This is a genomic window from Mycobacterium sp. NPDC050041, assembly GCF_049541695.1.
GTDB lineage: Bacteria > Actinomycetota > Actinomycetes > Mycobacteriales > Mycobacteriaceae > Mycobacterium.
The window spans coordinates 227078-250904 of record NZ_JBMVDG010000009.1; the positions used below are offsets into that span (position 1 = coordinate 227078).

At 70.0% G+C, this 23827-nt stretch carries 23 protein-coding genes; 14 read left to right on the forward strand and 9 right to left on the reverse strand.

Translation table 11 applies throughout. The features are described from left to right. Nucleotides 1-3: 3 nt before the first annotated feature. Genes ACPCHZ_RS24295 through ACPCHZ_RS24310 form a run of 4 tightly spaced genes read right to left on the reverse strand, consistent with a single transcriptional unit; the run spans nucleotide 4 to nucleotide 3148 of the window. Entirely contained in the window at nucleotides 4-792 is a 789-nt protein-coding gene (locus tag ACPCHZ_RS24295) for an SDR family oxidoreductase (RefSeq protein WP_423487079.1), read from the reverse strand. 12 nt (nucleotides 793-804) lie between these two features. Then, nucleotides 805-1704, reverse strand: coding sequence for a dihydrodipicolinate synthase family protein (locus ACPCHZ_RS24300; protein ID WP_423487080.1), 900 nt, complete (start codon nucleotides 1702-1704; stop codon nucleotides 805-807). After that, nucleotides 1701-2909, reverse strand: a complete 1209-nt coding sequence (gene lhgO, locus ACPCHZ_RS24305) for an L-2-hydroxyglutarate oxidase (protein ID WP_423487117.1) — start codon at nucleotides 2907-2909, stop codon at nucleotides 1701-1703. The genes ACPCHZ_RS24300 and lhgO overlap by 4 nt, the downstream gene beginning before the upstream one ends. Continuing rightward, complete coding sequence (locus ACPCHZ_RS24310; protein WP_423487081.1) at nucleotides 2906-3148, reverse strand: CoA transferase; 243 nt, start codon at nucleotides 3146-3148, stop codon at nucleotides 2906-2908. Before ACPCHZ_RS24310 ends, lhgO begins: the two co-directional genes overlap by 4 nt. A gap of 218 nt (nucleotides 3149-3366) precedes the next feature. On the opposite strand from ACPCHZ_RS24310, the gene ACPCHZ_RS24315 reads away from it, so the two are divergent. From ACPCHZ_RS24315 to argH, 9 genes are read left to right on the forward strand one after another with little or no spacing between them, the layout of a single operon-like run. After that, nucleotides 3367-4755 carry a flavin monoamine oxidase family protein gene (locus tag ACPCHZ_RS24315; RefSeq protein WP_423487082.1) on the forward strand — a complete coding sequence of 463 codons (1389 nt, stop codon included), beginning with the start codon at nucleotides 3367-3369 and terminating at the stop codon, nucleotides 4753-4755. A 34-nt stretch (nucleotides 4756-4789) separates the two neighbouring features. Then, the gene (gene argC / locus ACPCHZ_RS24320; RefSeq protein ID WP_423487083.1) at nucleotides 4790-5839 is read left to right on the forward strand and encodes an N-acetyl-gamma-glutamyl-phosphate reductase; all 1050 of its coding nucleotides are present in this window, start codon (nucleotides 4790-4792) and stop codon (nucleotides 5837-5839) included. After that, nucleotides 5836-7068, forward strand: coding sequence for a bifunctional glutamate N-acetyltransferase/amino-acid acetyltransferase ArgJ (gene argJ / locus ACPCHZ_RS24325; RefSeq protein WP_423487084.1), 1233 nt, complete (start codon nucleotides 5836-5838; stop codon nucleotides 7066-7068). Before argC ends, argJ begins: the two co-directional genes overlap by 4 nt. Next, nucleotides 7065-7955 (forward strand): acetylglutamate kinase, encoded by an 891-nt coding sequence (argB, locus tag ACPCHZ_RS24330; RefSeq protein WP_423487085.1) that lies wholly within the window; start codon nucleotides 7065-7067, stop codon nucleotides 7953-7955. The genes argJ and argB overlap by 4 nt, the downstream gene beginning before the upstream one ends. Then, entirely contained in the window at nucleotides 7952-9136 is a 1185-nt protein-coding gene (locus ACPCHZ_RS24335; RefSeq protein WP_423487086.1) for an acetylornithine transaminase, read from the forward strand. The genes argB and ACPCHZ_RS24335 overlap by 4 nt, the downstream gene beginning before the upstream one ends. Continuing rightward, nucleotides 9133-10059, forward strand: a complete 927-nt coding sequence (gene argF / locus ACPCHZ_RS24340) for an ornithine carbamoyltransferase (protein ID WP_423487087.1) — start codon at nucleotides 9133-9135, stop codon at nucleotides 10057-10059. Before ACPCHZ_RS24335 ends, argF begins: the two co-directional genes overlap by 4 nt. A 7-nt stretch (nucleotides 10060-10066) precedes the next feature. Beyond that, nucleotides 10067-10546 (forward strand): arginine repressor, encoded by a 480-nt coding sequence (locus ACPCHZ_RS24345; protein WP_423487088.1) that lies wholly within the window; start codon nucleotides 10067-10069, stop codon nucleotides 10544-10546. A 15-nt stretch (nucleotides 10547-10561) separates the two neighbouring features. Next, the gene (locus ACPCHZ_RS24350) at nucleotides 10562-11764 is read left to right on the forward strand and encodes an argininosuccinate synthase (RefSeq protein ID WP_364980335.1); all 1203 of its coding nucleotides are present in this window, start codon (nucleotides 10562-10564) and stop codon (nucleotides 11762-11764) included. Continuing rightward, nucleotides 11761-13191 (forward strand): argininosuccinate lyase, encoded by a 1431-nt coding sequence (gene argH, locus ACPCHZ_RS24355; protein ID WP_423487089.1) that lies wholly within the window; start codon nucleotides 11761-11763, stop codon nucleotides 13189-13191. Before ACPCHZ_RS24350 ends, argH begins: the two co-directional genes overlap by 4 nt. Here the strand turns inward: argH and ACPCHZ_RS24360 are convergent, their stop codons facing one another. Together ACPCHZ_RS24360 and ACPCHZ_RS24365 are read right to left on the reverse strand one after the other, a co-directional pair. Further along, nucleotides 13192-13644, reverse strand: a complete 453-nt coding sequence (locus ACPCHZ_RS24360) for a TIGR03618 family F420-dependent PPOX class oxidoreductase (RefSeq protein ID WP_423487090.1) — start codon at nucleotides 13642-13644, stop codon at nucleotides 13192-13194. It abuts the gene before it with no gap. Nucleotides 13645-13670: 26 nt separating this feature from the next. Beyond that, nucleotides 13671-15419, reverse strand: coding sequence for an ABC-F family ATP-binding cassette domain-containing protein (locus tag ACPCHZ_RS24365; RefSeq protein ID WP_423487091.1), 1749 nt, complete (start codon nucleotides 15417-15419; stop codon nucleotides 13671-13673). A gap of 102 nt (nucleotides 15420-15521) precedes the next feature. Between ACPCHZ_RS24365 and ACPCHZ_RS24370 the strand changes: the two genes are divergently transcribed. The 3 genes from ACPCHZ_RS24370 (at nucleotide 15522) to ACPCHZ_RS24380 (ending at nucleotide 19385) form a co-directional block, all read left to right on the forward strand. Then, entirely contained in the window at nucleotides 15522-18545 is a 3024-nt protein-coding gene (locus ACPCHZ_RS24370; protein ID WP_423487092.1) for an acyl-CoA synthetase, read from the forward strand. Nucleotides 18546-18636: 91 nt separating this feature from the next. Continuing rightward, on the forward strand, nucleotides 18637-19170 hold the full coding sequence (locus ACPCHZ_RS24375; protein ID WP_423487093.1) for a hypothetical protein: 534 nt from the start codon (nucleotides 18637-18639) through the stop codon (nucleotides 19168-19170). Between the two features lie 8 nt (nucleotides 19171-19178). Next, nucleotides 19179-19385, forward strand: coding sequence for a Trm112 family protein (locus ACPCHZ_RS24380; RefSeq protein WP_423487094.1), 207 nt, complete (start codon nucleotides 19179-19181; stop codon nucleotides 19383-19385). Here the strand turns inward: ACPCHZ_RS24380 and ACPCHZ_RS24385 are convergent. Genes ACPCHZ_RS24385 through ACPCHZ_RS24395 form a run of 3 tightly spaced genes read right to left on the reverse strand, consistent with a single transcriptional unit; the run spans nucleotide 19376 to nucleotide 21521 of the window. Then, on the reverse strand, nucleotides 19376-20005 hold the full coding sequence (locus ACPCHZ_RS24385) for a TetR/AcrR family transcriptional regulator (RefSeq protein ID WP_423487095.1): 630 nt from the start codon (nucleotides 20003-20005) through the stop codon (nucleotides 19376-19378). The genes ACPCHZ_RS24380 and ACPCHZ_RS24385 overlap by 10 nt on opposite strands. Further along, the gene (locus tag ACPCHZ_RS24390; RefSeq protein WP_423487096.1) at nucleotides 20002-20826 is read right to left on the reverse strand and encodes an ABC transporter permease; all 825 of its coding nucleotides are present in this window, start codon (nucleotides 20824-20826) and stop codon (nucleotides 20002-20004) included. The genes ACPCHZ_RS24385 and ACPCHZ_RS24390 overlap by 4 nt, the downstream gene beginning before the upstream one ends. Next, nucleotides 20754-21521, reverse strand: a complete 768-nt coding sequence (locus ACPCHZ_RS24395; RefSeq protein WP_423487097.1) for an ABC transporter ATP-binding protein — start codon at nucleotides 21519-21521, stop codon at nucleotides 20754-20756. The genes ACPCHZ_RS24390 and ACPCHZ_RS24395 overlap by 73 nt, the downstream gene beginning before the upstream one ends. A gap of 58 nt (nucleotides 21522-21579) precedes the next feature. Between ACPCHZ_RS24395 and ACPCHZ_RS24400 the strand changes: the two genes are divergently transcribed. Both ACPCHZ_RS24400 and tyrS read left to right on the forward strand, forming a co-directional pair. Next, complete coding sequence (locus ACPCHZ_RS24400; RefSeq protein ID WP_423487098.1) at nucleotides 21580-22206, forward strand: DNA-3-methyladenine glycosylase; 627 nt, start codon at nucleotides 21580-21582, stop codon at nucleotides 22204-22206. Between the two features lie 18 nt (nucleotides 22207-22224). Beyond that, on the forward strand, nucleotides 22225-23502 hold the full coding sequence (gene tyrS, locus ACPCHZ_RS24405) for a tyrosine--tRNA ligase (protein WP_423487099.1): 1278 nt from the start codon (nucleotides 22225-22227) through the stop codon (nucleotides 23500-23502). The last annotated feature ends 325 nt before the right edge of the window (nucleotides 23503-23827 follow it).

Genomic DNA, 23827 nt, shown 5'->3' on the forward strand with positions numbered 1-23827 from the left:
AGGTCAGACGACGCTGCGGATCAGCCCGCCGTCGACGCGGATCACCGTGCCGGTGATGTAGGAGGCGCGGTCGCTGCACAGGAACGCCGCCACGTCGGCGTACTCGTCGGGCCTGCCGTACCGGCCGAGCGCCGTGGTGGCGGCACTGTCGCGTGCGACGTCCTCGACGCTGCGGTCCTCGCGGGCGGCCCGGCGTTCGTCGAGGAACTGGGTGCGGTCGGTGGCGATCCGGCCCGGCACGATCACATTCGAGGTGATGCCGTCGCGCCCGACCTCGTCGGCGAGGGTCTTCGACCAGGCGTGCAGGCTCGCGCGCAGCGTGTTGGACAGCCCCAGGTTCGGGATCGGGCTCAGCGCGCCCGACGACGTCGAGGTCAGGATGCGGCCCCAGCCGCGTTCCCGCATGCCCGGCACCACCCGGTCGGTCAGCGCGATGACGGACAGCACCATCTTCTCGAAGCTGTCCCGCCACGTGGCGTCGTCCTGGCCGGCGACCGGGGTGGGCGGCGGTCCGCCGGTGTTGTTGACCAGGATGTCGACCGGCCCGAGGGTGCGTTCCACCTCGGCCACGGTGGGCTCCCTCCGGTCGGCGTCGCCGAGGTCCCACACCAGGGGCAGCGCCTTGACGCCGGCCTCCTCGATCCTCGCGGCGGTGGCGGCAAGGGCTTCTTCGGAACGACCGGTGACCGCGACGTTCGCGCCCTCCTGGGCGAGACGGACGGCGATCGCGCCGCCCAGCCCGCCGCTGCCGCCGAGCACCAGGGCAGTGCGTCCGGTGATGCCGAGATCCATGTCGAATTCCCTTCAGCGAGGCGCGGATTGGATTACGGGCACGCTGCTCAGCTGCTGTTCCAGCAGCGGCACCAGCGATGCGGGCAGGGGTGTGGCGGGTGGCCGGACGCGTGCACAGGCGATGACACCGCGCCGGCGCAGCAGTTCCTTGCGGATCGCCAGGCCGACGCGCAGCTGCCCCTCGAAGTTGGCCAGCGGCAACCACGGCGCCCATGCCTCCCGGGCGGCGTGGAATCCGCCGTCGCGCTGGGCGCGCAACACCGCCGCCAGCGCGGCGGGATGGCTGAAGCCGGTCATGGCGCCTGCCGATCCGGCGGCCAGTTCGTCGAGCAGTCCGACACCGCCGAGCCCGCCGAACACCGGCACGTCGAGCCGGGGCGCCAGGTGGGCGATCGCGACCGACGTGGGCGGCGTCTCGGATTTCACGCCGACCGCGAAGGGGCACGCCCGCACCAGCTCCAACACCTGCTCGTCGGTCACACGGATACCCGACACGACGGGGTAGTCCTGCACCAGCACGCCGATCCCGGTGCCGTCGTACAGCCGGCGCATGGCGTCGGCAGCCACGGCGGGGTCGGCGTCGCCGATCTGGGCCATCAGCGCCACCGGCGGCCGGGGCACCGCCCCGAGCAGCCGCTGCGCCTGCGTGACCACGGCGTCGGGGTCACGTTCGGAGAGCCCCAGCACGTACGGCAGGTCGGTGGCCGCCGCGACGGTCTGCGCGACGGCGTCGGCCTCGTCAGGTCGCAGCGATGCCGCCTCGCCGAAGACGCCGAGCGCGACCAGGCCGCCGCAGCCGTCTTCGGCGAACGACGCGACCTCGTTGCGCAGCGATTCCAGGTCGATGTCGAGCTGGTCGTCGAACGGGGTGGCCAGCACTCCCCAGAGGCCGCCGGCGATGACGTCGGTCACGGGCGACCCTCGAGGGTGGAGACGACGTGCTCGGCGATGGCGAGCGCGGAGGTGGCCGCGGGCGAGGGCGCGTTGCGTAGCACCACGATGCGGTCGCGGATGCTGATCCGGAAGTCGTCGACGAGTCCGCCGTCGGCGTCGAGTGCCTGCGCGCGGATCCCCGCCCGGCCCGGGACGACGTCGTCGTCGCCGAGTTCGGGGACGTAGGCCCGGGCGGCCGCGACGAACCGCCGCTTGCTCAGCGAGCCGTACATCTCGCGGATGCCGGTGCGCCAGTGCTGCCGGGCGAACCGCCAGAACGCCGGGGTGCGGGCCACGCCCGCGAGGTCGGCGGGGGACACGTTGTGCCACGTGTAGCCCTCGCGGGCCAGCGCGAGCACCGCGTTTGGACCGATCAGCACCTCACCGTCGACCCGCGGCGTGACGTGCACGCCGAGGAACGGGTAGCGAGGGTCGGGCACCGGATACACCAGGCCGTTGACCAGCCCGCGGCGCTCCGGCTTGAGTGCGTAGTACTCGCCGCGGAACGGCATGATCACCGGATCGGGTCCGTCGCCGGCCATCTCGGCCAACCGGTCGCTCTGCAGGCCGCCGCAGGCGACCACCTGATCGAAGGCGCTGCGGTCGGTTCCGCCTGCGGTCCGCGTGGTCAGCACCACCTCGGCTCCCTGGACCTGCATCCCGGTGACCTCGTGGCCCAGCAGGATCTTCGCGCCCGCGGCGACGGCGTCGGCGGCGAGCGCCTGGGTCACCTCGGCGAAGTTCACGATCGACGTCGACGGCGAGTGCAGTGCGGCGACGCCGCGGACATGCGGTTCGAGTTCGCGCAGTTCGCCGGGTCCGATGATCCGGATCCCCGGCACGCCGTTGGCGCGGGCGCGGTCCTCGATGTCGGACAGCCGGGCCCGTTCCGCCTCGTCGAGCGCGACGAGCACCTTGCCGCAGGCGATCCGGCGGATCCCGCGCTCGGCGCAGTAGTCCTCGAGCAGGCGCACCCCGCGTCGGCACAGCAGCGCCTTCTGCGAGCCCGGCTGGTAGTACAGCCCCGCATGGACGACGCCGCTGTTGCGTCCGGTCTGGTGCGACGCGAGGCGATCCTCCTTGTCGAACACCGTGACCTCGGCGTCAGGCCTGCGGGCCAGGATCTCGCGGGCGACGGCGGCACCGACGATGCCGCCGCCGATCACGGCCATCCGTTGGGTCATCGGCATCCTCCCGAGGGTGCGTAGCCGGCGAAGACCTCGTCCTGGTCGGCGGTCCGGTCGGCGTCGAGGTCCACGATCGGCGCGAACCTGCGCCACAGCGACTCCGACCCGACGGCGATCACGATATCGGCGTCTGCGCACCCGAACACCCCGTACGGCGCGATGGACGGATGGCGGTTGCCGGTGAGCACCGGCTCCACCCCGGCGGCCAGCCGGCCGACGCCGTGTAAGACGTGCACCCCGACCAGCGCTGGCGCCAGGCCTCCGGCTGGGGTGACGGCCGGGCCGTCTAGGGATGCTTGCCGAGCGAAGTATCTGCGGCATGCCGCATTGGTTCGAACTTCGAATCCTGCTCCAGCAGAACGGCATTCGCGCCCACTCTTCGCCCACTCAAGAACTATTGACGTTTGCGGTAATTCAGGCGTAGCGTCCCGCGAATCTGGGTGAGGAGCGGGCCATGCCGGATGTGGACGTCTGTGTGGTGGGTGCCGGGTTCGCCGGTCTGACGGCGGCACGCCGCCTCGAACAGGCGGGTCACTCGGTGGCGGTGCTCGAGGCGCGCAACCGGATCGGTGGCCGCACCTTCACCGAGCAACGCGACGACGGAAGTTACCTCGACCACGGCGGCACCTGGGTCGGTCCCGGCCAGGACCGGGTGTACGCGCTGATGAAGGAGTTCGGCGTCCCAGCCTTCAAGCAGTTCGTCGACGGCGAGGCGATGATGATCGTCGACGGCAGGCAGTACCGCTACAGCGGAACCATTCCGTGGAACATGAACCCGTTGGTGTCGGTCAATCTCGGTGCGGCCTTCCTCGAACTGAGGCGTATGTGCCGAGCCGTTCCGGTGCACGCGCCGTGGTCGGCGCCGAAGGCCGACAGGTGGGACCGCACGACGTTGGCGCAGTGGCTCGACCGCACGGTGCCGATGCGCCAGGCCCGGCAACTGCTGGAGATGGCGCTCGCCGGCACCTACACCTCGGCGGCGTCGGAGATCTCGATGCTGTTCGTCGTCGCTCAATTGGCCTCCGCGGGCGGCCCCGACTTCGTCCTCGGGGTCCAGAACGGGGCCGAGGACGCCCGCCCGGTCGGCGGCATGGGTGCCATCTACCGCGCGGTCGCCGCCGAAGTCGCCGGCGACATCCATCTCGAGCAGCCGGTCCGCTCGATCCGGCAGGATGCCGACGGTGTGACGGTCCGTTCCGACGGGTCGTCGGTGCGGGCGAAGCGGGTGATCGTCACGGTGCCGCTGGCCATCGCGAGCCACATCGACTACGAGCCGATGCTGCCCATCGACCGGTCGTTGCTGCACCAGCGGATGCCGACAGGCGCAGTGCTGAAGACCCATGTCGTCTACGACGAGCCCTTCTGGCGCGACGACGGGCTCACCGGCCAGTCCGCCGCGCCCGGTACCGCCGCCCCGGTGACTCTGGACGCGTGCTCGCACGAGGGCAGGCCCGGAGTGATGTGCGTGATCGCCGAGGGTTCGCACGCCCGGCAGCTGTGCCGGATGTCCGTCGCCGACCGCCGGTCGGCCGTGCTGGAGGCGCTGACCGCGAGATTCGGGCGCAGAGCCGATGCGCCCATCGACTACACCGAACAGAACTGGACGGTGGAGCGGTACTCCGGCGGCGGCATGATCAGCCATGCGCCGCCCGGGGTCCTGACGGAGTTCGGCCATGCGTTGCGCGAACCCTGCGGCCGGATCCACTGGGCGGGCACCGAGTCGGCCGATGTGATGATGGGTTTCGTCGACGGCGCCGTCCGTTCCGGAGAGCGGGCCGCCCATGAGGCCATCACGGGTCTGAGCGGTACGCTGCCCTCCGCGCCGCCGCTGGCAATGGCATAGCCCTCAGAATTGGTTTGCATTCGACTGCATAACCATGCATGCTTCGTGCATGACTTCTGTGGCGGTCGCCGGGGCCAGCGGGTACGCCGGCGGGGAGATCCTGCGCCTGTTGCTCGGGCACCCGGCCTACGCCGACGGCCGGCTCACCATCGGTGCGCTGACCGCGGCGGCCAGCGCCGGCACCAGCCTGGCCGAACACCATCCGCATCTGCTGCCGCTGTCCGGCCGGGTGCTCGAGGAGACCTCGGCCGAGGTGCTCGCCGGCCATGACGTCGTCTTCCTCGGCCTGCCGCACGGCCACTCCGCCGCCCTGGCCGACGAACTCGGCGACGACACGCTGATCGTCGACTGCGGCGCCGACTTCCGGCTCACCGACGCCGACGACTGGGTCCGGTTCTACGGCTCCGCCCACGCGGGCAGCTGGCCCTACGGGCTGCCCGAACTGCCCGGAGGGCGTGACCGGCTGCGCGGCGCACGGCGCATCGCCGTCCCCGGCTGCTATCCGACCGCGGCGCTGCTCGCCCTGCTGCCCGCCGTCGCCGCCGATCTCGTGGACCCCGCCGTCACCGTCGTCGCCGTCAGCGGCACATCGGGCGCGGGCCGGGCGGCCAAGACCGACCTGCTCGGCGCCGAGGTCATCGGCTCGGCGCGCGCCTACAACGTCGGCGGCAGGCACCGGCACACGCCCGAGATCGCCCAGGGTCTGCGAGCCGTCACCGACAGGGACGTCACGGTGTCCTTCACCCCTGTGTTGATCCCCACCTCGCGCGGAATCCTGGCCACCTGCACCGCGCGTACCGACGCGCCGCTGTCCGAATTGCGCGCGGCATACGAGAAGGCCTACGACGGGGAGCCGTTCGTGCACCTGCTGCCCGAGGGCCGGCTGCCCACCACCGGCTCGGTGATCGGCAGCAACGCCGCGCAGCTGGCCGTCGCGGTCGACGAGGACGCGCACACCTTCATCGCCATCGCCGCCATCGACAATCTGGTCAAGGGGACCGCCGGCGCCGCGGTGCAGTCGATGAACCTCGCGCTGGGCTGGCCCGAGACGGAGGGCCTGTCGATCGTGGGGGTGGCGCCGTGACCACGAACGACACCACGACCACGAACGACACCACGACGCGGCTGCTGCGCACCCAGGGCATCACCGCGCCCGCCGGCTTCCGTGCCACCGGCATCGCCGCGGGCATCAAGGCGTCCGGCGCACCGGATCTGGCGCTGGTGTTCAACGAAGGCCCCGACCACGCGGCCGCGGGTGTGTTCACCCGCAACCAGGTCAAGGCCGCGCCCGTGCTGTGGACCCGCCAGGTGCTCACCACCGGCCGGGTGCGCGCGGTCGTGCTCAACTCCGGCGGCGCCAATGCGTGCACCGGCCCGCTGGGCTTCCAGGACAGCCACGCCACCGCAGAAGCCGTCGCGGCGGCGCTCTCGGACTGGGGTACCGAGACCGGCGCCATCGAGGTCGCCGTGTGCTCCACCGGCCTGATCGGCGACCGCCTGCCGATGGACCGGGTGCTCGCCGGCGTCACCGAGGCGGTGCACGAACTCGCGGGCGGTCTGAGCGGGGGCGAGGACGCGGCGCGCGCCATCATGACCACCGACACGGTGCCCAAACAGGTGGCACTGCACCACCCCGACACGTGGACCGTAGGCGGGATGGCCAAGGGCGCAGGCATGCTGGCGCCGTCGCTGGCCACCATGCTGTGCGTGCTGACCACCGATGCGGTGGCCAGTTCCGACGCCCTGCGCGACGCACTGCACCGCGCCGCCGCGCTGACCTTCGACCGGCTCGACGTCGACGGCAGCTGTTCCACCAACGACACCGTCCTGCTGCTCGCCTCGGGAGCCAGTGAGATCACGCCGACACAGGACGAACTCGACGACGCCGTGCTGCGGGTGTGCGACGACCTGTGCGCGCAGCTGCAGGCCGACGCCGAAGGGGTGACCAAGCGGGTGGCGGTCACCGTCACCGGCGCGCCCACCGAGGCCGACGCGCTGACCGCGGCACGGCTGGTCGCCCGCGACAGCCTGGTCAAGACCGCGTTGTTCGGGTCCGACCCGAACTGGGGCCGGGTGCTCGCTGCGGTGGGCATGGTGCCGTTCGTCATCGACCCGGATCGGATCACGGTGTCCTTCAACGGTTTTCCGACGTGCGTCGACGGGGCCGGTGCGCCCGGCGCCCGCGACGTCGATCTGTCCGGCGAGGAGATCGACGTCGTCATCGACCTCGCTCTGGGTGGCGGCGCCGCCACGGTGCGCACCACGGACCTGTCGCACGGCTACGTCGAAGAGAATTCGGCCTACAGCTCATGACCACTCCTGACGTCGTCACGCTGAAGACGCCTGTGAAGGCACGGGTGCTGGCCGACGCGCTGCCGTGGCTCAAGCAACTGCACGGCAAGATCGTCGTGGTCAAGTACGGCGGCAACGCCATGACCGACGACGTGCTCAAGGCGGCGTTCGCGGCGGACATGGTGTTCCTGCGCAACTGCGGCATCCACCCGGTGGTGGTGCACGGCGGCGGACCGCAGATCAGTGCCATGCTGAAACGGCTCGGCGTTCCAGGCGATTTCAAGGGTGGCTTCCGGGTGACCACCCCCGAGGTGCTCGACATCGCGCGGATGGTGCTGTTCGGCCAGGTGGGTCGTGAACTGGTCGGGCTGATCAACGCGCACGGTCCCTACGCGGTCGGCATCACCGGCGAGGACGCCCACCTGTTCACCGCGGTGCGGCGCAGCGTGCTCGTCGACGGTGTCGACACCGACATCGGCCTGGTCGGCGACGTCGACAAGGTCAGCACCGACGCGGTGCTCGACCTGATCGGCGCCGGACGCATTCCCGTGGTGTCGACCATCGCACCCGACGTCGACGGCGTGGTGCACAACATCAACGCCGACACCGCCGCCGCGGCACTGGCCGAGGCGCTGCACGCCGAGAAGCTGCTGATGCTCACCGATGTCGAGGGCCTCTACACCGACTGGCCCAACCGCGACTCGCTGGTCTCCGAGATCGACGCCGCGTCACTCACCCAGCTGCTGCCGAGGCTGGAGGCCGGGATGGTGCCCAAGATCGAGGCCTGTCTGCGCGCCGTCGCCGGCGGCGTGCCCAGCGCGCACGTCATCGACGGCCGTGTGGAGCACTGCGTGCTGGGCGAGTTGTTCACCGACGAGGGGACGGGCACGAAGGTGGTACCGGCATGAGCGAATTGACGCTGCAGGAGCGGTGGTCCGCCGTCATGATGGACAACTACGGCACCCCGCCGCTGGCGCTCGTCAGCGGCGACGGCGCGGTGGTCACCGATGCCGACGGCAAGTCCTACGTCGACCTGCTCGGCGGTATCGCGGTCAACGTGCTCGGACACCGCCATCCCGCGGTCATCGAGGCCGTCACCCGCCAGCTCGCCACGCTCGGACACACGTCGAACCTGTATGCCACCGAACCCGGCATCGCCTTGGCCGAGGAACTGGTGCGGCTGCTCGGCGCGCCGGCGCGGGTGTTCTTCTGCAACTCCGGCACCGAGGCCAACGAGGTCGCGTTCAAGATGACGCGGCTGACCGGACGCACCAAGATCGTTGCCGCACAGGGTGCTTTCCACGGTCGGACGATGGGCTCGCTCGCGCTGACCGGCCAGCCGAGCAAGCAGGCGCCGTTCGCGCCGCTGCCGGGCGACGTGACCCATGTCCGGTACGGCGACATCGACGAGCTCGCCGCGGCGATCGACGACGACACCGCGGCGGTGTTCCTCGAGCCGATCATGGGGGAGGGCGGCGTCGTCGACCCCGGACCGCAATACCTCACCGCGGCGCGTGATCTCACCCATCAGCACGGCGCACTGCTGGTGCTCGACGAGGTGCAGACCGGGATGGGCCGCACCGGGACGTTCTTCGCCCACCAGCGCGACGGTGTCACTCCCGACATCGTCACCCTCGCCAAGGGACTCGGCGGCGGGCTGCCCATCGGCGCCTGCCTGGCGGTCGGGGCGGCGGGCGACCTGCTCACCCCCGGCCTGCACGGCAGCACCTTCGGCGGTAACCCGGTGTGCACCGCCGCGGCGCTGGCGGTGCTGAAGGCTCTCGCCGACGAACACCTCGTCGAACGTGCCGGCCAGCTCGGCAAGACGCTGCACGACGGCATCGGGTCGCTGAATCACCCGCTGGTCGACCATGTCCGGGGCCGCGGGCTGCTGTGCGGCATCGCGCTCACCGCACCCGCGGGCAAGGCGGTCGAGGCCGCGGCACGTGACGCCGGCTTCCTGGTCAACGCCGCCGCGCCCGACGTGATCCGGCTCGCGCCGCCGCTGGTCATCACCGACGCGCAGATCGAACAGTTCCTCACCGCACTCCCCGCGGTGCTCGACACGGGTGCGGAGGCGACGAGATGACCCGGCACTTCCTGCGTGACGACGACCTGACCCCCGACGAGCAGGCCGAGGTGCTGACCCTGGCCGCCGAGCTCAAGAAGGACCCGATGTCGCGGCGCCCGCTCGAGGGTCCGCGCGGCGTGGCGGTGATCTTCGACAAGAACTCGACCAGGACACGGTTCTCGTTCGAGGTGGGCGTCGCGCAGCTCGGCGGCCACGCGGTGGTCGTCGACGGGCGAAGCACCCAGCTGGGCCGCGAGGAGACCCTCGAGGACACCGGAAAAGTGCTGTCGCGCTATGTCGATGCCATCGTCTGGCGCACCTTCGCCCAGGAGCGGCTGACCGCGATGGCCGCGGGCGCCGACGTGCCGGTGGTCAACGCGCTGTCCGACGAGTTCCATCCGTGCCAGGTGCTCGCCGATCTGCAGACCCTCGCCGAGCGCCGCGGATCGCTTCCGGGGCTGCGGATGTCCTACTTCGGTGACGGCGCCAACAACATGGCGCACTCGTTGATGCTGGGCGGAGTGACCGCGGGCATGCACGTCACGATCGCTGCGCCGGTGGGGTTCGAGCCGCACCCGATGTTCACCGCGGCCGCCAGGGAGCGGGCTGAGCAGACCGGCGCGACGGTCACCGTGACCGCCGACCCGCACGGAGCGGCCGACGGCGCCGACGTGCTGGTCACCGACACGTGGACGTCGATGGGTCAGGAGAACGACGGCCTGGACCGGGTGCGGCCGTTCCGGCCGTTCCAGATCAACGAGGCACTGGTCGATCGCGCGGACCCCGACGCGGTGGTGCTGCACTGCCTGCCCGCCCACCGTGGACACGAGATCACCGACGAGGTGATCGACGGCCCGCACAGCGCGGTGTGGGACGAGGCCGAGAACCGGCTGCACGCCCAGAAGGCACTGCTCGTATGGCTGCTGGAGAAGTCGCGATGAGGACGCCATGACGTCCGCCGCGACCAGGGCGGGGCGCCAGGCTCGCATCGTGTCGATCCTGTCGTCGAATTCGGTGAGCAGCCAGGGCGAGCTGGCGGCGATGCTGGCCGACGAGGGCATCGACGTCACCCAGGCCACGCTGTCGCGGGACCTGGAGGAGCTCGGCGCGGTCAAGCTGCGCGGCGCCGACGGCGGTGTCGGCGTCTACGTCGTTCCCGAGGACGGCAGCCCGGTGCGCGGGGTGTCCGGCGGCACCGAACGGGTCACCCGCCTGCTCGGTGACCTGCTGGTGTCCACCGACGCCAGCGGCAACCTGGCGGTGCTGCGCACACCGCCGGGCGCGGCGCACTACCTCGCGGCCGCCCTGGATCGCGCGGCGCTGCCCTACATCGTCGGCACGGTTGCCGGCGACGACACCATCCTGTTGGTGGCCCGCGAACCCATGACGGGTGCCGAGCTGGCCACCACCATCGAGAACCTGCGATAAGAGGAGCACACACCCATGTCCGAACGCGTCATCCTGGCGTACTCCGGCGGTCTTGACACGTCCGTGGCGATCAGCTGGATCGGCAAGGAGACCGGCCGTGAGGTGGTGGCGGTCGCCATCGACCTCGGCCAGGGTGGTGAGGACATGTCCGTGGTGCGCCAGCGGGCGCTGGACTGCGGCGCCGTCGAGGCCGTCGTCGTCGACGCCCGCGACGAGTTCGCCGAGCAGTACTGCCTGCCGGCGATCCAGTCCAACGCCCTCTACATGGACCGCTACCCGCTGGTGTCGGCGCTGAGCCGGCCGCTGATCGTCAAGCACCTCGTCGAGGCGGCCCGCGAACACGGTGGCGGCATCGTCGCCCACGGCTGCACCGGCAAGGGCAACGACCAGGTCCGTTTCGAGGTCGGGTTCGCTTCGCTGGCACCGGATCTCGAGGTCCTCGCGCCGGTCCGCGACTACGCCTGGACGCGGGAGAAGGCCATCGCCTTCGCCGAGGAGAACGCGATCCCGATCAATGTGAGCAAGCGGTCGCCGTTCTCGATCGACCAGAACGTGTGGGGTCGCGCGGTGGAGACCGGCTTCCTCGAACACCTCTGGAACGCCCCGACCAAGGACGTCTACGACTACACCGAAGACCCGACGATCAACTGGAGCAGCCCCGACGAGGTCATCGTCGGATTCGACAAGGGGGTACCGGTCTCCATCGACGGCAGGCCGGTCTCGGTGCTGCAGGCGATCGAGGAGCTCAACCGGCGGGCCGGCGCACAGGGTGTCGGACGTCTGGACGTCGTCGAGGACCGGTTGGTGGGCATCAAGAGCCGCGAGATCTACGAGGCGCCCGGCGCGATGGTGCTGATCACCGCGCACACCGAACTCGAGCACGTCACGCTGGAGCGTGAACTCGGCCGGTTCAAGCGCACCACCGACCGGAAGTGGAGCGAGCTGGTCTACGACGGGCTGTGGTTCTCGCCGTTGAAGATCGCGCTCGAGTCGTTCGTCGGCCACACCCAGCAGCACGTCACCGGCGAGATCCGGATGGTGCTGCACGGCGGGCACATCGCCGTCAACGGCCGCCGCAGTGCCGAGTCGCTGTACGACTTCAACCTCGCCACCTATGACGAGGGCGACACGTTCGACCAGTCGTCGGCCAAGGGTTTCGTGCACGTGCACGGGCTGTCGTCGAGCATTTCTGCCCGCCGGGACCTGGGCATCAAATGACGCCCGGAGACGGGGGCGGCACCAACGAGGGATCGCTGTGGGGCGGCCGGTTCGCCGACGGGCCCGCCGACGCGCTGGCCGCGCTGAGCAAGTCGACGCACTTCGACTGGGTGCTGGCGCCCTATGACATCGCCGCATCCAAAGCCCATGCCCGCGTGCTGTTCTCGGCGGGTCTGCTGACCGAGGAGCAGCGCGACGGGCTGCTGGTCGGGCTGGACAGCCTGGCCGACGACGTCGCCGACGGCAGCTTCGGCCCGCTGGTCACCGACGAGGACGTGCACGGCGCACTGGAGCGAGGACTGATCGACCGCGTCGGCGCCGACCTCGGCGGTCGGCTGCGCGCAGGCCGGTCCCGCAACGACCAGGTGGCCACCCTGTTCCGGATGTGGCTGCGCGACGCGATCCGCCGTGTCGCCGACGGCGCACTCGAGGTGGTCAGTGCACTGTCCATGCAGGCCGCCACCCACCCGACGGCGATCCTGCCGGGCAAGACCCATCTGCAGTCGGCGCAGCCGATCCTGCTCGCCCACCACCTTCTCGCACACGCCCACCCGTTGCTGCGCGACGTGGACCGGCTGATCGACGCCGACCGGCGAGCCGCCGTGTCCCCGTACGGATCCGGGGCGCTGGCAGGCTCGTCGCTCGGTCTCGATCCCGACGCCATCGCCGCGGAACTGGGCTTCGCCGCCGCCGCGGACAACTCCGTGGACGCCACCGCCGCCCGCGACTTCGCCGCAGAAGCGGCCTTCGTGCTCGCGATGATCGGCGTCGACCTGTCCCGGCTGGCCGAGGACCTGATCCTCTGGAGCACCACCGAATTCGGTTACGCCACCCTGCACGACGCCTGGTCGACGGGCAGCTCGATCATGCCGCAGAAGAAGAACCCCGACATCGCCGAGCTGGCCCGCGGCAAATCCGGTCGGCTGATCGGCAACCTGACCGGTCTGCTGGCGACGCTGAAGGCGCAGCCGCTGGCCTACAACCGCGACCTGCAGGAGGACAAGGAACCGGTCATCGACTCGGTGGCCCAACTCGAACTGCTGCTGCCGGCGATGGCGGGCTTGGTCTCGACGCTGCGCTTCGACGTCGACCGGATGGCCGAACTGGCGCCGCTGGGCTACACACTGGCCACCGACGTCGCGGAGTGGCTGGTGCGGCGCGGCGTCCCGTTCCGGGTGGCGCACGAGGCCGCGGGTGCCGCAGTGCGGGTCGCGGAGGCGCGCGGTGTCGGCCTCGAGGAGCTCGAGGACGCCGAGCTGAGCGGCATCCATCCCGAGCTCACCGGCGAGGTCCGCGACGTGCTGACGATCGAGGGTTCGGTGAACTCCAGGGACGCCCGCGGCGGCACGGCGCCCGTTCAGGTCGCCAAGCAGCTCAACGTCGTGCGCGACACCGCCGACCGGCTGCGGATCGCACTGCGCCGGTAGCTATCCCGTGCCCGGATTGGTGTACACCCGCTGTGGCGCGATGAGCACCGCGGTCCGTCGTTCCTCGGCCATCACACGGTCGTAGGTGTCCCAGTCGTCGTGCGTTCCGCCCGCGGCGGTGAACACGTCGCGCAACAAGGTCTGCAGACCGGGGCCGTCGATGTCGTCGTGCGGGTCGTCGGGCCCGATGAGTTCGGCACGCCCCTCGACGCCGGCCCACTGCCATCCGGCGCGGGCGACGACGGTCGTCCTCGGGTCGGCGCGCAGATTGCGCAGTTTCAGTGAGCCGCCGACGGCGACGAGCCCGACCACCTGCGTACCGGTGACGGGGTGCGCCAGCACTCCGGCGTTCACCACCGAGGACTGGATGCTGCCGTCCCGCCGCAGCGTGCTGAAGACGCACAAGCCCTGTTCGCGGGAGATCAGTCCGGTGAAGTCGGACAGTTCGGCCATGACGACGACTGTACCGACGTCGTCGGCTAATCCTCGGCCGCCGCGAGCCAGGCCTCTTCGAGCTCGTCCTTTCGCGCCTGCAGATCGTTCAGTTCGCCGTTGAGTTCGCCGAGCCGCACGTGGTCGGCCGCCGCGTCGGCCATCCTCTCGTGCAGCGCGGCGATCCGCTCGTCGAGCTTCCCGAGCTGATTCTCGATGCGCCCCAATTCTTTTCCGGTGCGGCGCTCCCGGGCGGCAGCCGTCTCGCCCTTGGCGGGCTCCGCGCGGGTGACGGGCGTGGGAGCCGAGGACCGTTCGGCGAGGTACTGCTCGATGCCGCCGGGCAGCATCACGCACCGCCCGCCGCCGGGCAGGGCGTAGGTCACGTCGGCCACCCGCTCGAGGAAGTAGCGGTCGTGCGTGACGACGATAAGGGTCCCCGGCCACCCGTCCAGGTAGTCCTCGATCACTGTCAGGGTGTCGATGTCCAGGTCGTTGGTGGGCTCGTCGAGGAGCAGCACGTTGGGCTCGTCGAGCAGCAGGCGCAGGAACTGGAAGCGCCGCCGCTCTCCGCCGGAGAGGTCGGCCAGCCGCGTGGTCAGCTTGTCGCCGGTGAAGCCGAAGTCCTCGAGCAGCGTCGAGGTGCTCACCTCGCGTCCGCCGGCCAGCTCGGTGATGCGCCGCGCCTTCTCGACCGCGTCGAGGACGCGCAGGCTCCCGTCGAGCTCGACCAGCGCCTGGCTGAGATAGCCGATCTTCAGGGTCTTGCCGCGCTTGACCGTGCCCGCGGTCGGTTCCAGCTCGCCGACCAACAGCTTGAGCACCGACGACTTGCCGGTGCCGTTGACGCCGACCAGGCCGATGCGCGCGCCGGGCCCGATAGACCAGTCGAGCTTGTTCAGGATCTCCCGCTCGCCGAGCACCAAATCGACGCGGTGCAGATCGAACACGTCCTTACCCAGTCGAGCGATGGCGAAGCGCTGCAGCGACAGAGAGTCCCGCGGTTCGGGCTCGTTGGCGATCAGGTCGTTGGCGGCCTGGATGCGGAACTTCGGCTTCGAGGTCCTGGCCGGCGGACCGCGTCGCAGCCACGCCAGCTCCTTGCGCATCAGGTTGCGCCGCCGCGACTCCGTCCCCGCGGCGATCCGCATGCGTTCGGCGCGGGCCAGCACATACGCGGCATACCCGCCCTCGTAGGCGTCGACGGCTCCGTCGTGCACCTCCCAGGTCCTGGTGCAGACGGCGTCGAGGAACCAGCGGTCGTGGCTGACCACCACCAGTGCCTTCGCCTTGAGCGACGACAGGTGGCCGGCGAGCCAACCGATCACCTCCACGTCGAGGTGGTTGGTGGGCTCGTCGAGCACGAGCGCGTCGTGCCCGGCGATCAGCACCGCGGCCAGCGCCACCCGCCTGCGCTCGCCACCCGACAGCCGGCCCACCGGGGCGTCGAGGTCGACGTCGGCGAGTAGATGCTCGACCACGGCGCGGGTGTCCGGTTCGGCCGCCCAGATGTGGTCCGGCCTGCCGCCGACGATCACCTCGCGGATGGTGGCGCCCTCGGCGAAGTCGTCACCCTGACGCAGGTAACCCACGGACAGGCCGGACGTGTGGGTGACACGTCCGGAGTCGGGGTCGGCGACGCCGGTCAGGATGCTCAGCAAGGTGGTCTTGCCGTCGCCGTTACGACCCACGACACCGATCGCATCGCCCTCGTCGACGCCCAGGCTCACGGCGTCCAGCAGAGTGCGCGTGCCGTGGGCGACGGTCGCTCGTTCGACGTTGATCAGGTTTGCCATCAGCCGCCGATGATAGGGGTGCGCTGTGCCATGATGACGGGCACCACGGTCGGCGACTCGGGGGTACGGGCCGCGTATGGGCAGCGAAAAGGGGAGTGTGCGGTGGTTGACCTCTCGGCGTTCACCAGACCGATAGGGCGTCTGGTGGCCACCGCGCAGAACGGTCTGGAGGTCCTGCGGTACGGCGGCCTGGAGACCGGCGCCGTCCCCTCGCCCTTCCAGATCGTGCAGAGCGTGCCGATGTACCGGCTGCGCCGCTACTTCCCGCCCGACGTCCGGCCCGGCGCCACACCGCCCGGAGCGCCGGTGCTGATGGTGCACCCGATGATGATGTCGGCCGACATGTGGGACGTCACGCGCGACGAGGGCGCCGTCGGCATCCTGCACAAGGCAGGCATCGATCCGTGGGTCATCGACTTCGGGTCGCCGGACAAGGTCGAGGGCGGCATGCAGCGCAACCTCGCCGACCACGTCGTCGCGCTGTCGGAGGCCATCGACGTGGTCAAGGACGTCAGCGGGCGCGACGTCCACCTCGCCGGCTACTCCCAGGGCGGCATGTTCGCCTACCAGACCGCGGCGTACCGCCGGTCCAAGGACCTGGCCAGCATCGTCGCGTTCGGTGCGCCGGTCGACACCCTCGCCGCGTTGCCGATGAACCTGCCCGCCAGCCTCGCGCCCGCGGCCGCCGACTTCATGGCCGATCACGTGTTCAGCCGCATCGACATCCCGGGATGGTTGGCCCGCACCGGTTTCCAGATGCTCGACCCGGTCAAGACGGCGCAGTCACGGCTGGACTTCCTGCGCCAGCTGCACGACCGCGAGGCGCTGCTCTCGCGCGAACAGCAGCGCCGGTTCCTGGCATCCGAGGGCTGGATCGCCTGGTCCGGCCCGGCGATCGCGGAACTGCTCAAGCAGTTCATCGCGCACAACCGGATGATGAGCGGCGGCTTCTCCATCCGCGGTGACCTGGTGACGCTGTCGGACATCGACTGCCCCGTGCTCGCCGTGGTGGGCGAGGTCGACGACATCGGCCAGCCCGCGTCGGTGCGGGGCATCAAGCGGGCCGCGCCACAGGCAGACGTGTACGAATACGACATCAGGACAGGACATTTCGGCCTCGTCGTGGGCTCCAAGGCGGCGACGCAGACGTGGCCGACCGTCGCGGCCTGGGTGAAGTGGCTCGACGGCGACGGCGAAATGCCCGACCTGGTCATGCCGATGGCGCTGCAACCCGCCGAACACGCCGAGAGCGGTGTCTCCCTGAGCTCACGGGTGACGCACACCGCGACGGCCGCCACCGAGATGGCGTTCGACCTTGCGCGCTCGGCGGCCGGCGCCGTGGTCACCGCGAACAAGTCGGCGCGGACGCTGGCGGTCGAGACCGTCCGCACGCTGCCCAGGCTGGCCCGGCTCGGCCAGATCAACGACCACACCCGGATCTCGCTCGGCCGCATCATGTCCGAGCAGGCCCGCGGTGCACCAAACGGCGAGTTCCTGCTGTTCGACGGTCGCGTGCACACCTATGAGGCGGTCGACCGCCGTGTCGACAACGTCGTACGCGGCCTGATCGCGGTCGGCGTCCGCCAGGGCACGCACGTCGGCGTGCTGATGGAGACCCGGCCGAGCGCGCTGGTCGCCATCGCCGCGCTGTCGCGGCTGGGCGCGGTCGCGGTGCTGATGCCGCCCGACGTCGACCTCGGGATGGCGGCCCGGCTGGGGGCCGTCTCCGACGTGATCACCGATCCCACCCACCTCGATGCCGCGCGCCGGCTCTCGCTGCGGGTGCTCGTGCTGGGTGGCGGCGAGTCGCGCGACCTCGAACTGGCCGACGAGGTCGACGTCGTCGACATGGAGCAGATCGACCCGGACGTCGTCGAGCTGCCCGGCTGGTACCGGCCTAACCCCGCGCTGGCACGCGACCTCGCGTTCGTCGGTTTCAGCACCGTCGGCGGAGCGCTCATCGCCCGCCAGATCACGAACTACCGGTGGGCGCTCTCGGCGTTCGGCACAGCGTCGGCGGCGAACCTCGGACGCGGCGACACCGTGTACTGCCTGACACCGCTGCATCACCAGTCGGGCCTGCTGGTCAGTCTCGGCGGCGCCGTGGTCGGCGGATCGAGGATCGCGCTGTCGCGCGGCCTGCGGCCCGACCGGTTCGTCCAGGAGATCCGCCAGTACGGCGTGACCGTGGTGTCCTACACCTGGGCGATGCTGCGCGAGGTCATCGACGACCCGTCGTTCGCGCTGCACGGCAGTCACCCGGTGCGGCTGTTCATCGGCTCGGGCATGCCCGCGGGCGTGTGGCGGCGGGTGGTGGAGGTGTTCGAGCCCGCCCGGGTCGTCGAGTTCTTCGCCACCACTGACGGGCAGGCTGTGCTGGCCAACGTCTCGGGCTCCAAGGTGGGCAGCAGCGGACGGCCACTGCCCGGCGGTGGCCACGTCGAGCTGGCCGCCTACGACCCCGAGGACGACCTCATCCTCGAAGACGAGCGGGGCTTCGTGCGACGGGCCCGCCCCAACGAGGTGGGTGTGCTGCTCGCACATCCGCGCGGCCCGGTGGATCCGACCGCCTCGATCAAGCGGGGCGTGTTCGCTCCGGCCGACACCTGGGTGTCCACCGAGTACCTGTTCCGCCGCGACGACGACGGCGACTTCTGGCTCGTGGACAACCGCAGCGCCATCATCCACACCGCCCGCGGGCCGGTGTTCGCCGCGACCGTCAACCAGGCGGCCGCCCGGCTCGGCGCGGTCGACCTGGCGGTGACCTACGGCGTCGAGGCCGGTGGCCAGCTGCTGGCGGTCACCGCGCTCACGCTGAGACCCGGCGGCAGCGTCCCGACGGCCGATCTCTCCGAGGCGCTGCTGAACCTGCCGGTGGGCAATCCGCCCGATGTCGTCCACGTCGTCGCGGACTTGACGCTCAGCGCGACGTACCGGCCGATGGTCAGCAAGTTGCGCGCCGCCGGCATCCCCAGGCCGTCGCGCCGTAACGCCTGGTACCTCGATCCCGACACCAACAGTTACAAGCGGCTGACGGTGGCCGTGCGTGCCGAATTGACCGGAGGACAGGGGGCACCGGGCGATGATGTCAGTACTGCGGAGAACGAACCCCGGGCGCAGCAGTGACCTCACGGATCGCACCGCGCCCCACGACCACCACACTGTTAGGCTCCCGATGACGGCAGATCGTCGTCACAGCAGGCGTACTGGAGGATCGATGAAGTCGCTGACCAGCAGCGCCGTCAGGCGCATCGTCATCAGCGGGATCGCCAGTGGCGCGCTGGCCGCCGGCCTGCTCACCGGTGTCGCGGCGCACACGGCGTCGGCGCAGCCCGCCGACGGGCCGAAGAGTTGCACCGGTGAGGACTGCAAGAAGGCCGAAGCAGCGCCGACGATGACCGCAGACCAGGCGCTGGCGATCATTCACAACGAGTACGCCCTCGGTGACGGTGGAGGACAGCTGTCCAAGCTGGTTGATGACGTGATGACGCTCCGGGGTCGGGGATTCATGCCGTCCAACGCCAACAAGGTGGCGATCCAGGAGGCGTTGAGCCACCGACCGAATCAGGCACCGCTGGTGGCGGCGCTGCAGCAGACGCTGTCCTACCAGCGCAAACTGATGGCACAGAACGCCGCTGCGACCCAGCCCGGCGCCGGCCCCACGAACAAGGCCCCGGCCTGGGCACCGCCGCGAGGCGATGACGACCGCAACCAGTTCACTCCCGGCTGGGACATCAACCCCTACAACTGACGGACAGCATGGTCGACGAAAAGTTGCTCGACATCCTGGTGTGTCCGCAGGACCGCGGACCGCTGCTGCTGATCGACCAGGAGCTCCTCTACAACCCTCGGCTGCGGCGCGCCTACCGCATCGAGGACGGCATTCCGGTTTTGCTGGTGGACGAGGCGGCCGACGTCGCCGACGACGCAGAACACCAGCGTCTGCTGGACCGGGCTCAGGGCTGATCCAGTCCCGGTAGGTCGCCGGTCAGATACCGCTGCAGGTTGGGGCCGATGGTCTCGGCGATCTGCTCGACGGGCAGCGATGCGAACGGTTCGAGCTCGAGGATGTACCGGGCCAACATCACCCCCACCAGTTGCGATGCCACGAATTGGATGCGGATCCGTCCGCTGCCCGGCGGGTCGTCGACCCGGGGGCCGATCTCGACGGCGATCACCTCCTGCAGGAACGAGCGCAGCAGGCTGACCTCCGAACCGGCGAGCAGCGACCGCAGCGTCGCGATGAACCCCTTGCCGGCCTCCGAATCCCACAGCGGTAGCAGCAGCCTGGGTAACAGGTGGCCGATCTGGTCGACCGGGACCTCACGCAGCGGAGTGATGATGTCCATCGGATCGATCGGCGCCCGGATCGCGGCGGCGAACAGTTGCTTCTTGTTGCCGAAGTAGTGATGAACCAGCGCCGGGTCGACATCGGCGCCCGCCGCGATCGAGCGGATGGAGGTGTTGTTGATGCCGTTGCGCGCGAACAGTTCTCGTGCGCTGGTCAGTATCCGGTCGCGGGTGTCCGATGGCCCGGCCGGCCGGCCGGGCCGTTTGCGATCGCCTGCGCGGTCGTCGGCCGTCACGGTGTCCTTCGCCGCAGGGTCGCCGCGGCGAGGCACATCGCGACGACAGCGAAGCCGATCACCACGGCGATGTCGCGCGCCGCGGTGGCCGTCAGGTCGGGATGGGCGCCGACCTCGCGCAGCGCCTCGAGGGCGTAGCTGGCAGGCAGCACGTTGCTGATCCACTGCAGCCATTCCGGTAGCAGTGGGCGGGGCACGATGATCCCGCACAGCAGCAGCTGCGGCACGATCACCACGGGCATGAACTGGACGGCCTGGAACTCGGTCCGGGCGAACGCGCTGCAGAGCAGGCCGAGGCCGACGCCGAGTACGGCGTTGACGATCGCGATGGCGAACACCAGCAGCGGGCTGCCTGCGGTGTCGAAGCCGAGCAACCAGAACGAGACGACACAGGCCAACACCGCCTGGGCCGCGGCGGCCACCGAGAAGGCGGTGCCGTAGGCGGCGAGCAGATCGAGCCGCCGCAGGGGAGTGGTGAGGATGCGCTCCAGCGTCCCCGACACCCGTTCGCGCTGCATCGTGATGGACGTGATCAGGAACATCAGCACCAGCGGGAACACGCCGAGCATGATCAGGCAGGCGTTGTTGAAGGGCGACGGGCTGCCGGGCGGGTGCGGCGCGTTCTGGAACATGAAGTACATCAGCGCGATGACCAGGCTCGGCACCACCAGGATCATCGCCACGCTGCGATGGTCGGCGGCCAGTTGCCGCAGGATCCGGGTGGTGGTCGCGAGATACGCCTGACCGGCTATCCGGTTTCGGCTCTTCGTTCGGTGCTGCGCCGGATGACGGACAGGAACGCTTCCTCCAGTGACGTGCATCCGGTGTCCTCCCGTAGTTGTGCCGGAGTGGTGTGGGCGAGCAGACGGCCGTCACGCATCAGCAGCAGGTCGTCGCAGTGGTCGGCCTCGTCCATGACGTGGCTGGACACCACCAGGGTGGTGCCGGCCTTGGCCAGCGCGTGGAACTGCTGCCACAGTTCGACGCGCAGCACCGGATCGAGGCCCACCGTCGGTTCGTCGAGAACCAGTAGATCCGGATGGCACACCAGTGCCGACGCGAGCGATACCCGGGTGCGCTGGCCGCCGGACAGGTTGCCGCACAGAGCCATTCGATGGTCCTCCAGCCCGACCGCGGCGATCGCGGTGTCGGCGTCCTCGGCATCGGCGCCATACAGCGCACCGAAGTAGCGGACGTTGTCGAGCACCCGCAGATCGTCGTAGATGGTCGCGGACTGGGTGACGTATCCGACCCGGCGGCGAAGGGGGGCCGAGCCCGCAGGATGGCCGAGCACCGTGACTGTGCCGCTCGTGATGATCTGCGTTCCGACGATGCTGCGCATCAGCGTCGTCTTCCCGCATCCGGACGGTCCGAGCAGGCCGGTGATGGTGCCGCCGGCGATCGTCACGCTGAGGTCGTCGATCGCCGGTCGGTCGCCACGGACCACTCGGAGTCCCTCGATCAGCACCGCGGCGTCGGTGCCCGCCGATAATTCATCGCGCGATGAACTCATCATGTGATGAATAATGCGCCGCGGTACGGTGCCGCGTCAAGGACTTCGTAGGATGCGAGCGATGGTCCGAGAATCGCCCTCCGCCGAGGTGCTCGCGGTCGACCCGGTCACCGCGGCGCGGCGCCTCCTCGGCGCGACGCTGATCGGGCGCGATGTCACCGCGCGGATCGTCGAGGTGGAGGCGTACGGCGGGCCACCCGGCGGGCCGTGGCCGGACGCCTCTGCGCACTCCTATCGCGGTCCCGGTCCCCGCAACGGGGTCATGTTCGGCCCACCCGGGCGGCTGTATGCCTATCGCAGCCACGGCATACACGTGTGCGCCAACGTGGTGTGCGCCGAGGACGAGGTGGCCGCAGCGGTACTGCTGCGGGCCGCGGTGATCGAATCGGGCGTCGAGTTCGCCGCCGTTCGGCGCGGCCCCGCGGTGAAGCAGGCGGCGTTGGCGCGTGGTCCGGGAAATCTGTGTTCTGCATTGGGAATCACGATGTCGGACAACGGAATCGACTTGTTCGACGCGTCCGGGCCGGTCCGGCTGATCCTCGGCGACGAATGTGTCGGCATGGCAGGGCCGCGGGTCGGTGTCAGCAAGGCCGCCGACCGACCCTGGCGCTTCTGGCTGGAGGACACACCCGAGGTGTCGGCCTACCGGCGAAGTCCGCGTGCACCCGCGCCGGGGGACAGCGACTAGTACGGGAAGATCGACACCGTGACCACCAACGGCATCCTCGACGAGCTCGCATCGCGCGGTCTGGTCGCGCAGTCCACCGACATCGACGCACTGGCCGCCGAATTGGCTGCCGGGCCGGTGACCGTGTACTCCGGCTTCGACCCGACCGCTCCGAGCCTGCACGCCGGGCACCTGATACCGCTGTTGACGCTGCGCCGGTTTCAGCAGGCCGGGCACCGGCCCATCGTGCTGGCCGGCGGCGCGACGGGAATGATCGGCGATCCCCGCGACACCGGTGAGCGCACGCTCAACACCGCCGACACCGTCGCCGACTGGTCGGTGCGTATCCGTGGGCAACTCGAGCGCTTCGTCGAGTTCGACGAGTCGCCCAGCGGCGCGATCGTGGAGAACAACCTGGACTGGACGGGGCCGCTCTCCGCCATCGAATTCCTGCGTGACGTGGGCAAGTACTTCTCGGTCAACGTGATGCTCGACCGGGACACCGTGCGCCGCAGGCTCGAGGGCGAGGGCATCTCGTACACCGAGTTCAGCTACATGCTGCTGCAGGCCAACGACTACGTGGAGTTGCATCAACGTTACGGCTGCTCACTGCAGATCGGCGGCTCCGATCAATGGGGCAACATCGTGGCCGGTGTGCGCCTGGTTCGGCAGAAGTCGAACGCGACCGTGCACGCACTGACGACTCCGCTGGTGACGGACTCCGAGGGCAAGAAGTTCGGGAAGTCGACCGGCGGGGGCAATCTGTGGCTGGACCCGGAGCTGACCTCGCCGTATGCCTGGTACCAGTACTTCATCAACACCACCGATGCCGACGTGGTGCCCTACCTGCGGTGGTTCACCTTCCTGTCGCCTGACGAGATCGCCGAGCTGGCCGCCGCGACTGAGGAACGCCCACACGAACGCACCGCGCAGCGGCGCCTGGCCGGCGAATTGACGACGCTGGTCCACGGCCGGGCGGCCACCGAATCGGTGGAACTCGCCAGCCGCGCGTTGTTCGGTCGCGCCGAACTCGCCGACCTCGACGAACCGACACTCGCGGCAGCTCTGCGCGAAGCCTCGGTGGCCGAACTCACCCCCGGCGGCCCCGACGCGATCACCGACCTCCTGGTGGCCACCGGCCTGTCGCCGAGCAAGGGCGCCGCGCGCCGCACAGTCGGCGAGGGCGGCGTGTACGTCAACAACGTGCGGATCGACAGTGACGAGTGGGTGCCGTCCCCGACCGACTACCTGCACGGCCGCTGGTTGGTACTGCGGCGCGGAAAGCGGAATATCGCCGGGGTGCAGCGCGTTGGATGATCTGGCACGGTCGTACGACTGTGCCGCGAGCCGGCGTCGGTCGAAACCGGCCGCTACCTGGGGATTTGACTCCGTGTTTCCACTCACGTAACTTATCTCAGGTCGCCGCGACACGGTCTCCGGACCGGCGAGCGCGGCAGACTCCCAGAGGGAATCCCACTTCGGTGGGTTCCTGACCGTCCGCACTACGAGTACGCGGCTTTTCGCCGCGGGTTCGCTGCGCGGCTCGGGCGGGTGTGTTGTTTGAGAACTCAATAGTGTGTTTGGTGGTTTTTGTTTGTTGTTTTTTGGGGTTGTGTCCGCATTTTCCCGTTTGGGGGTGCAG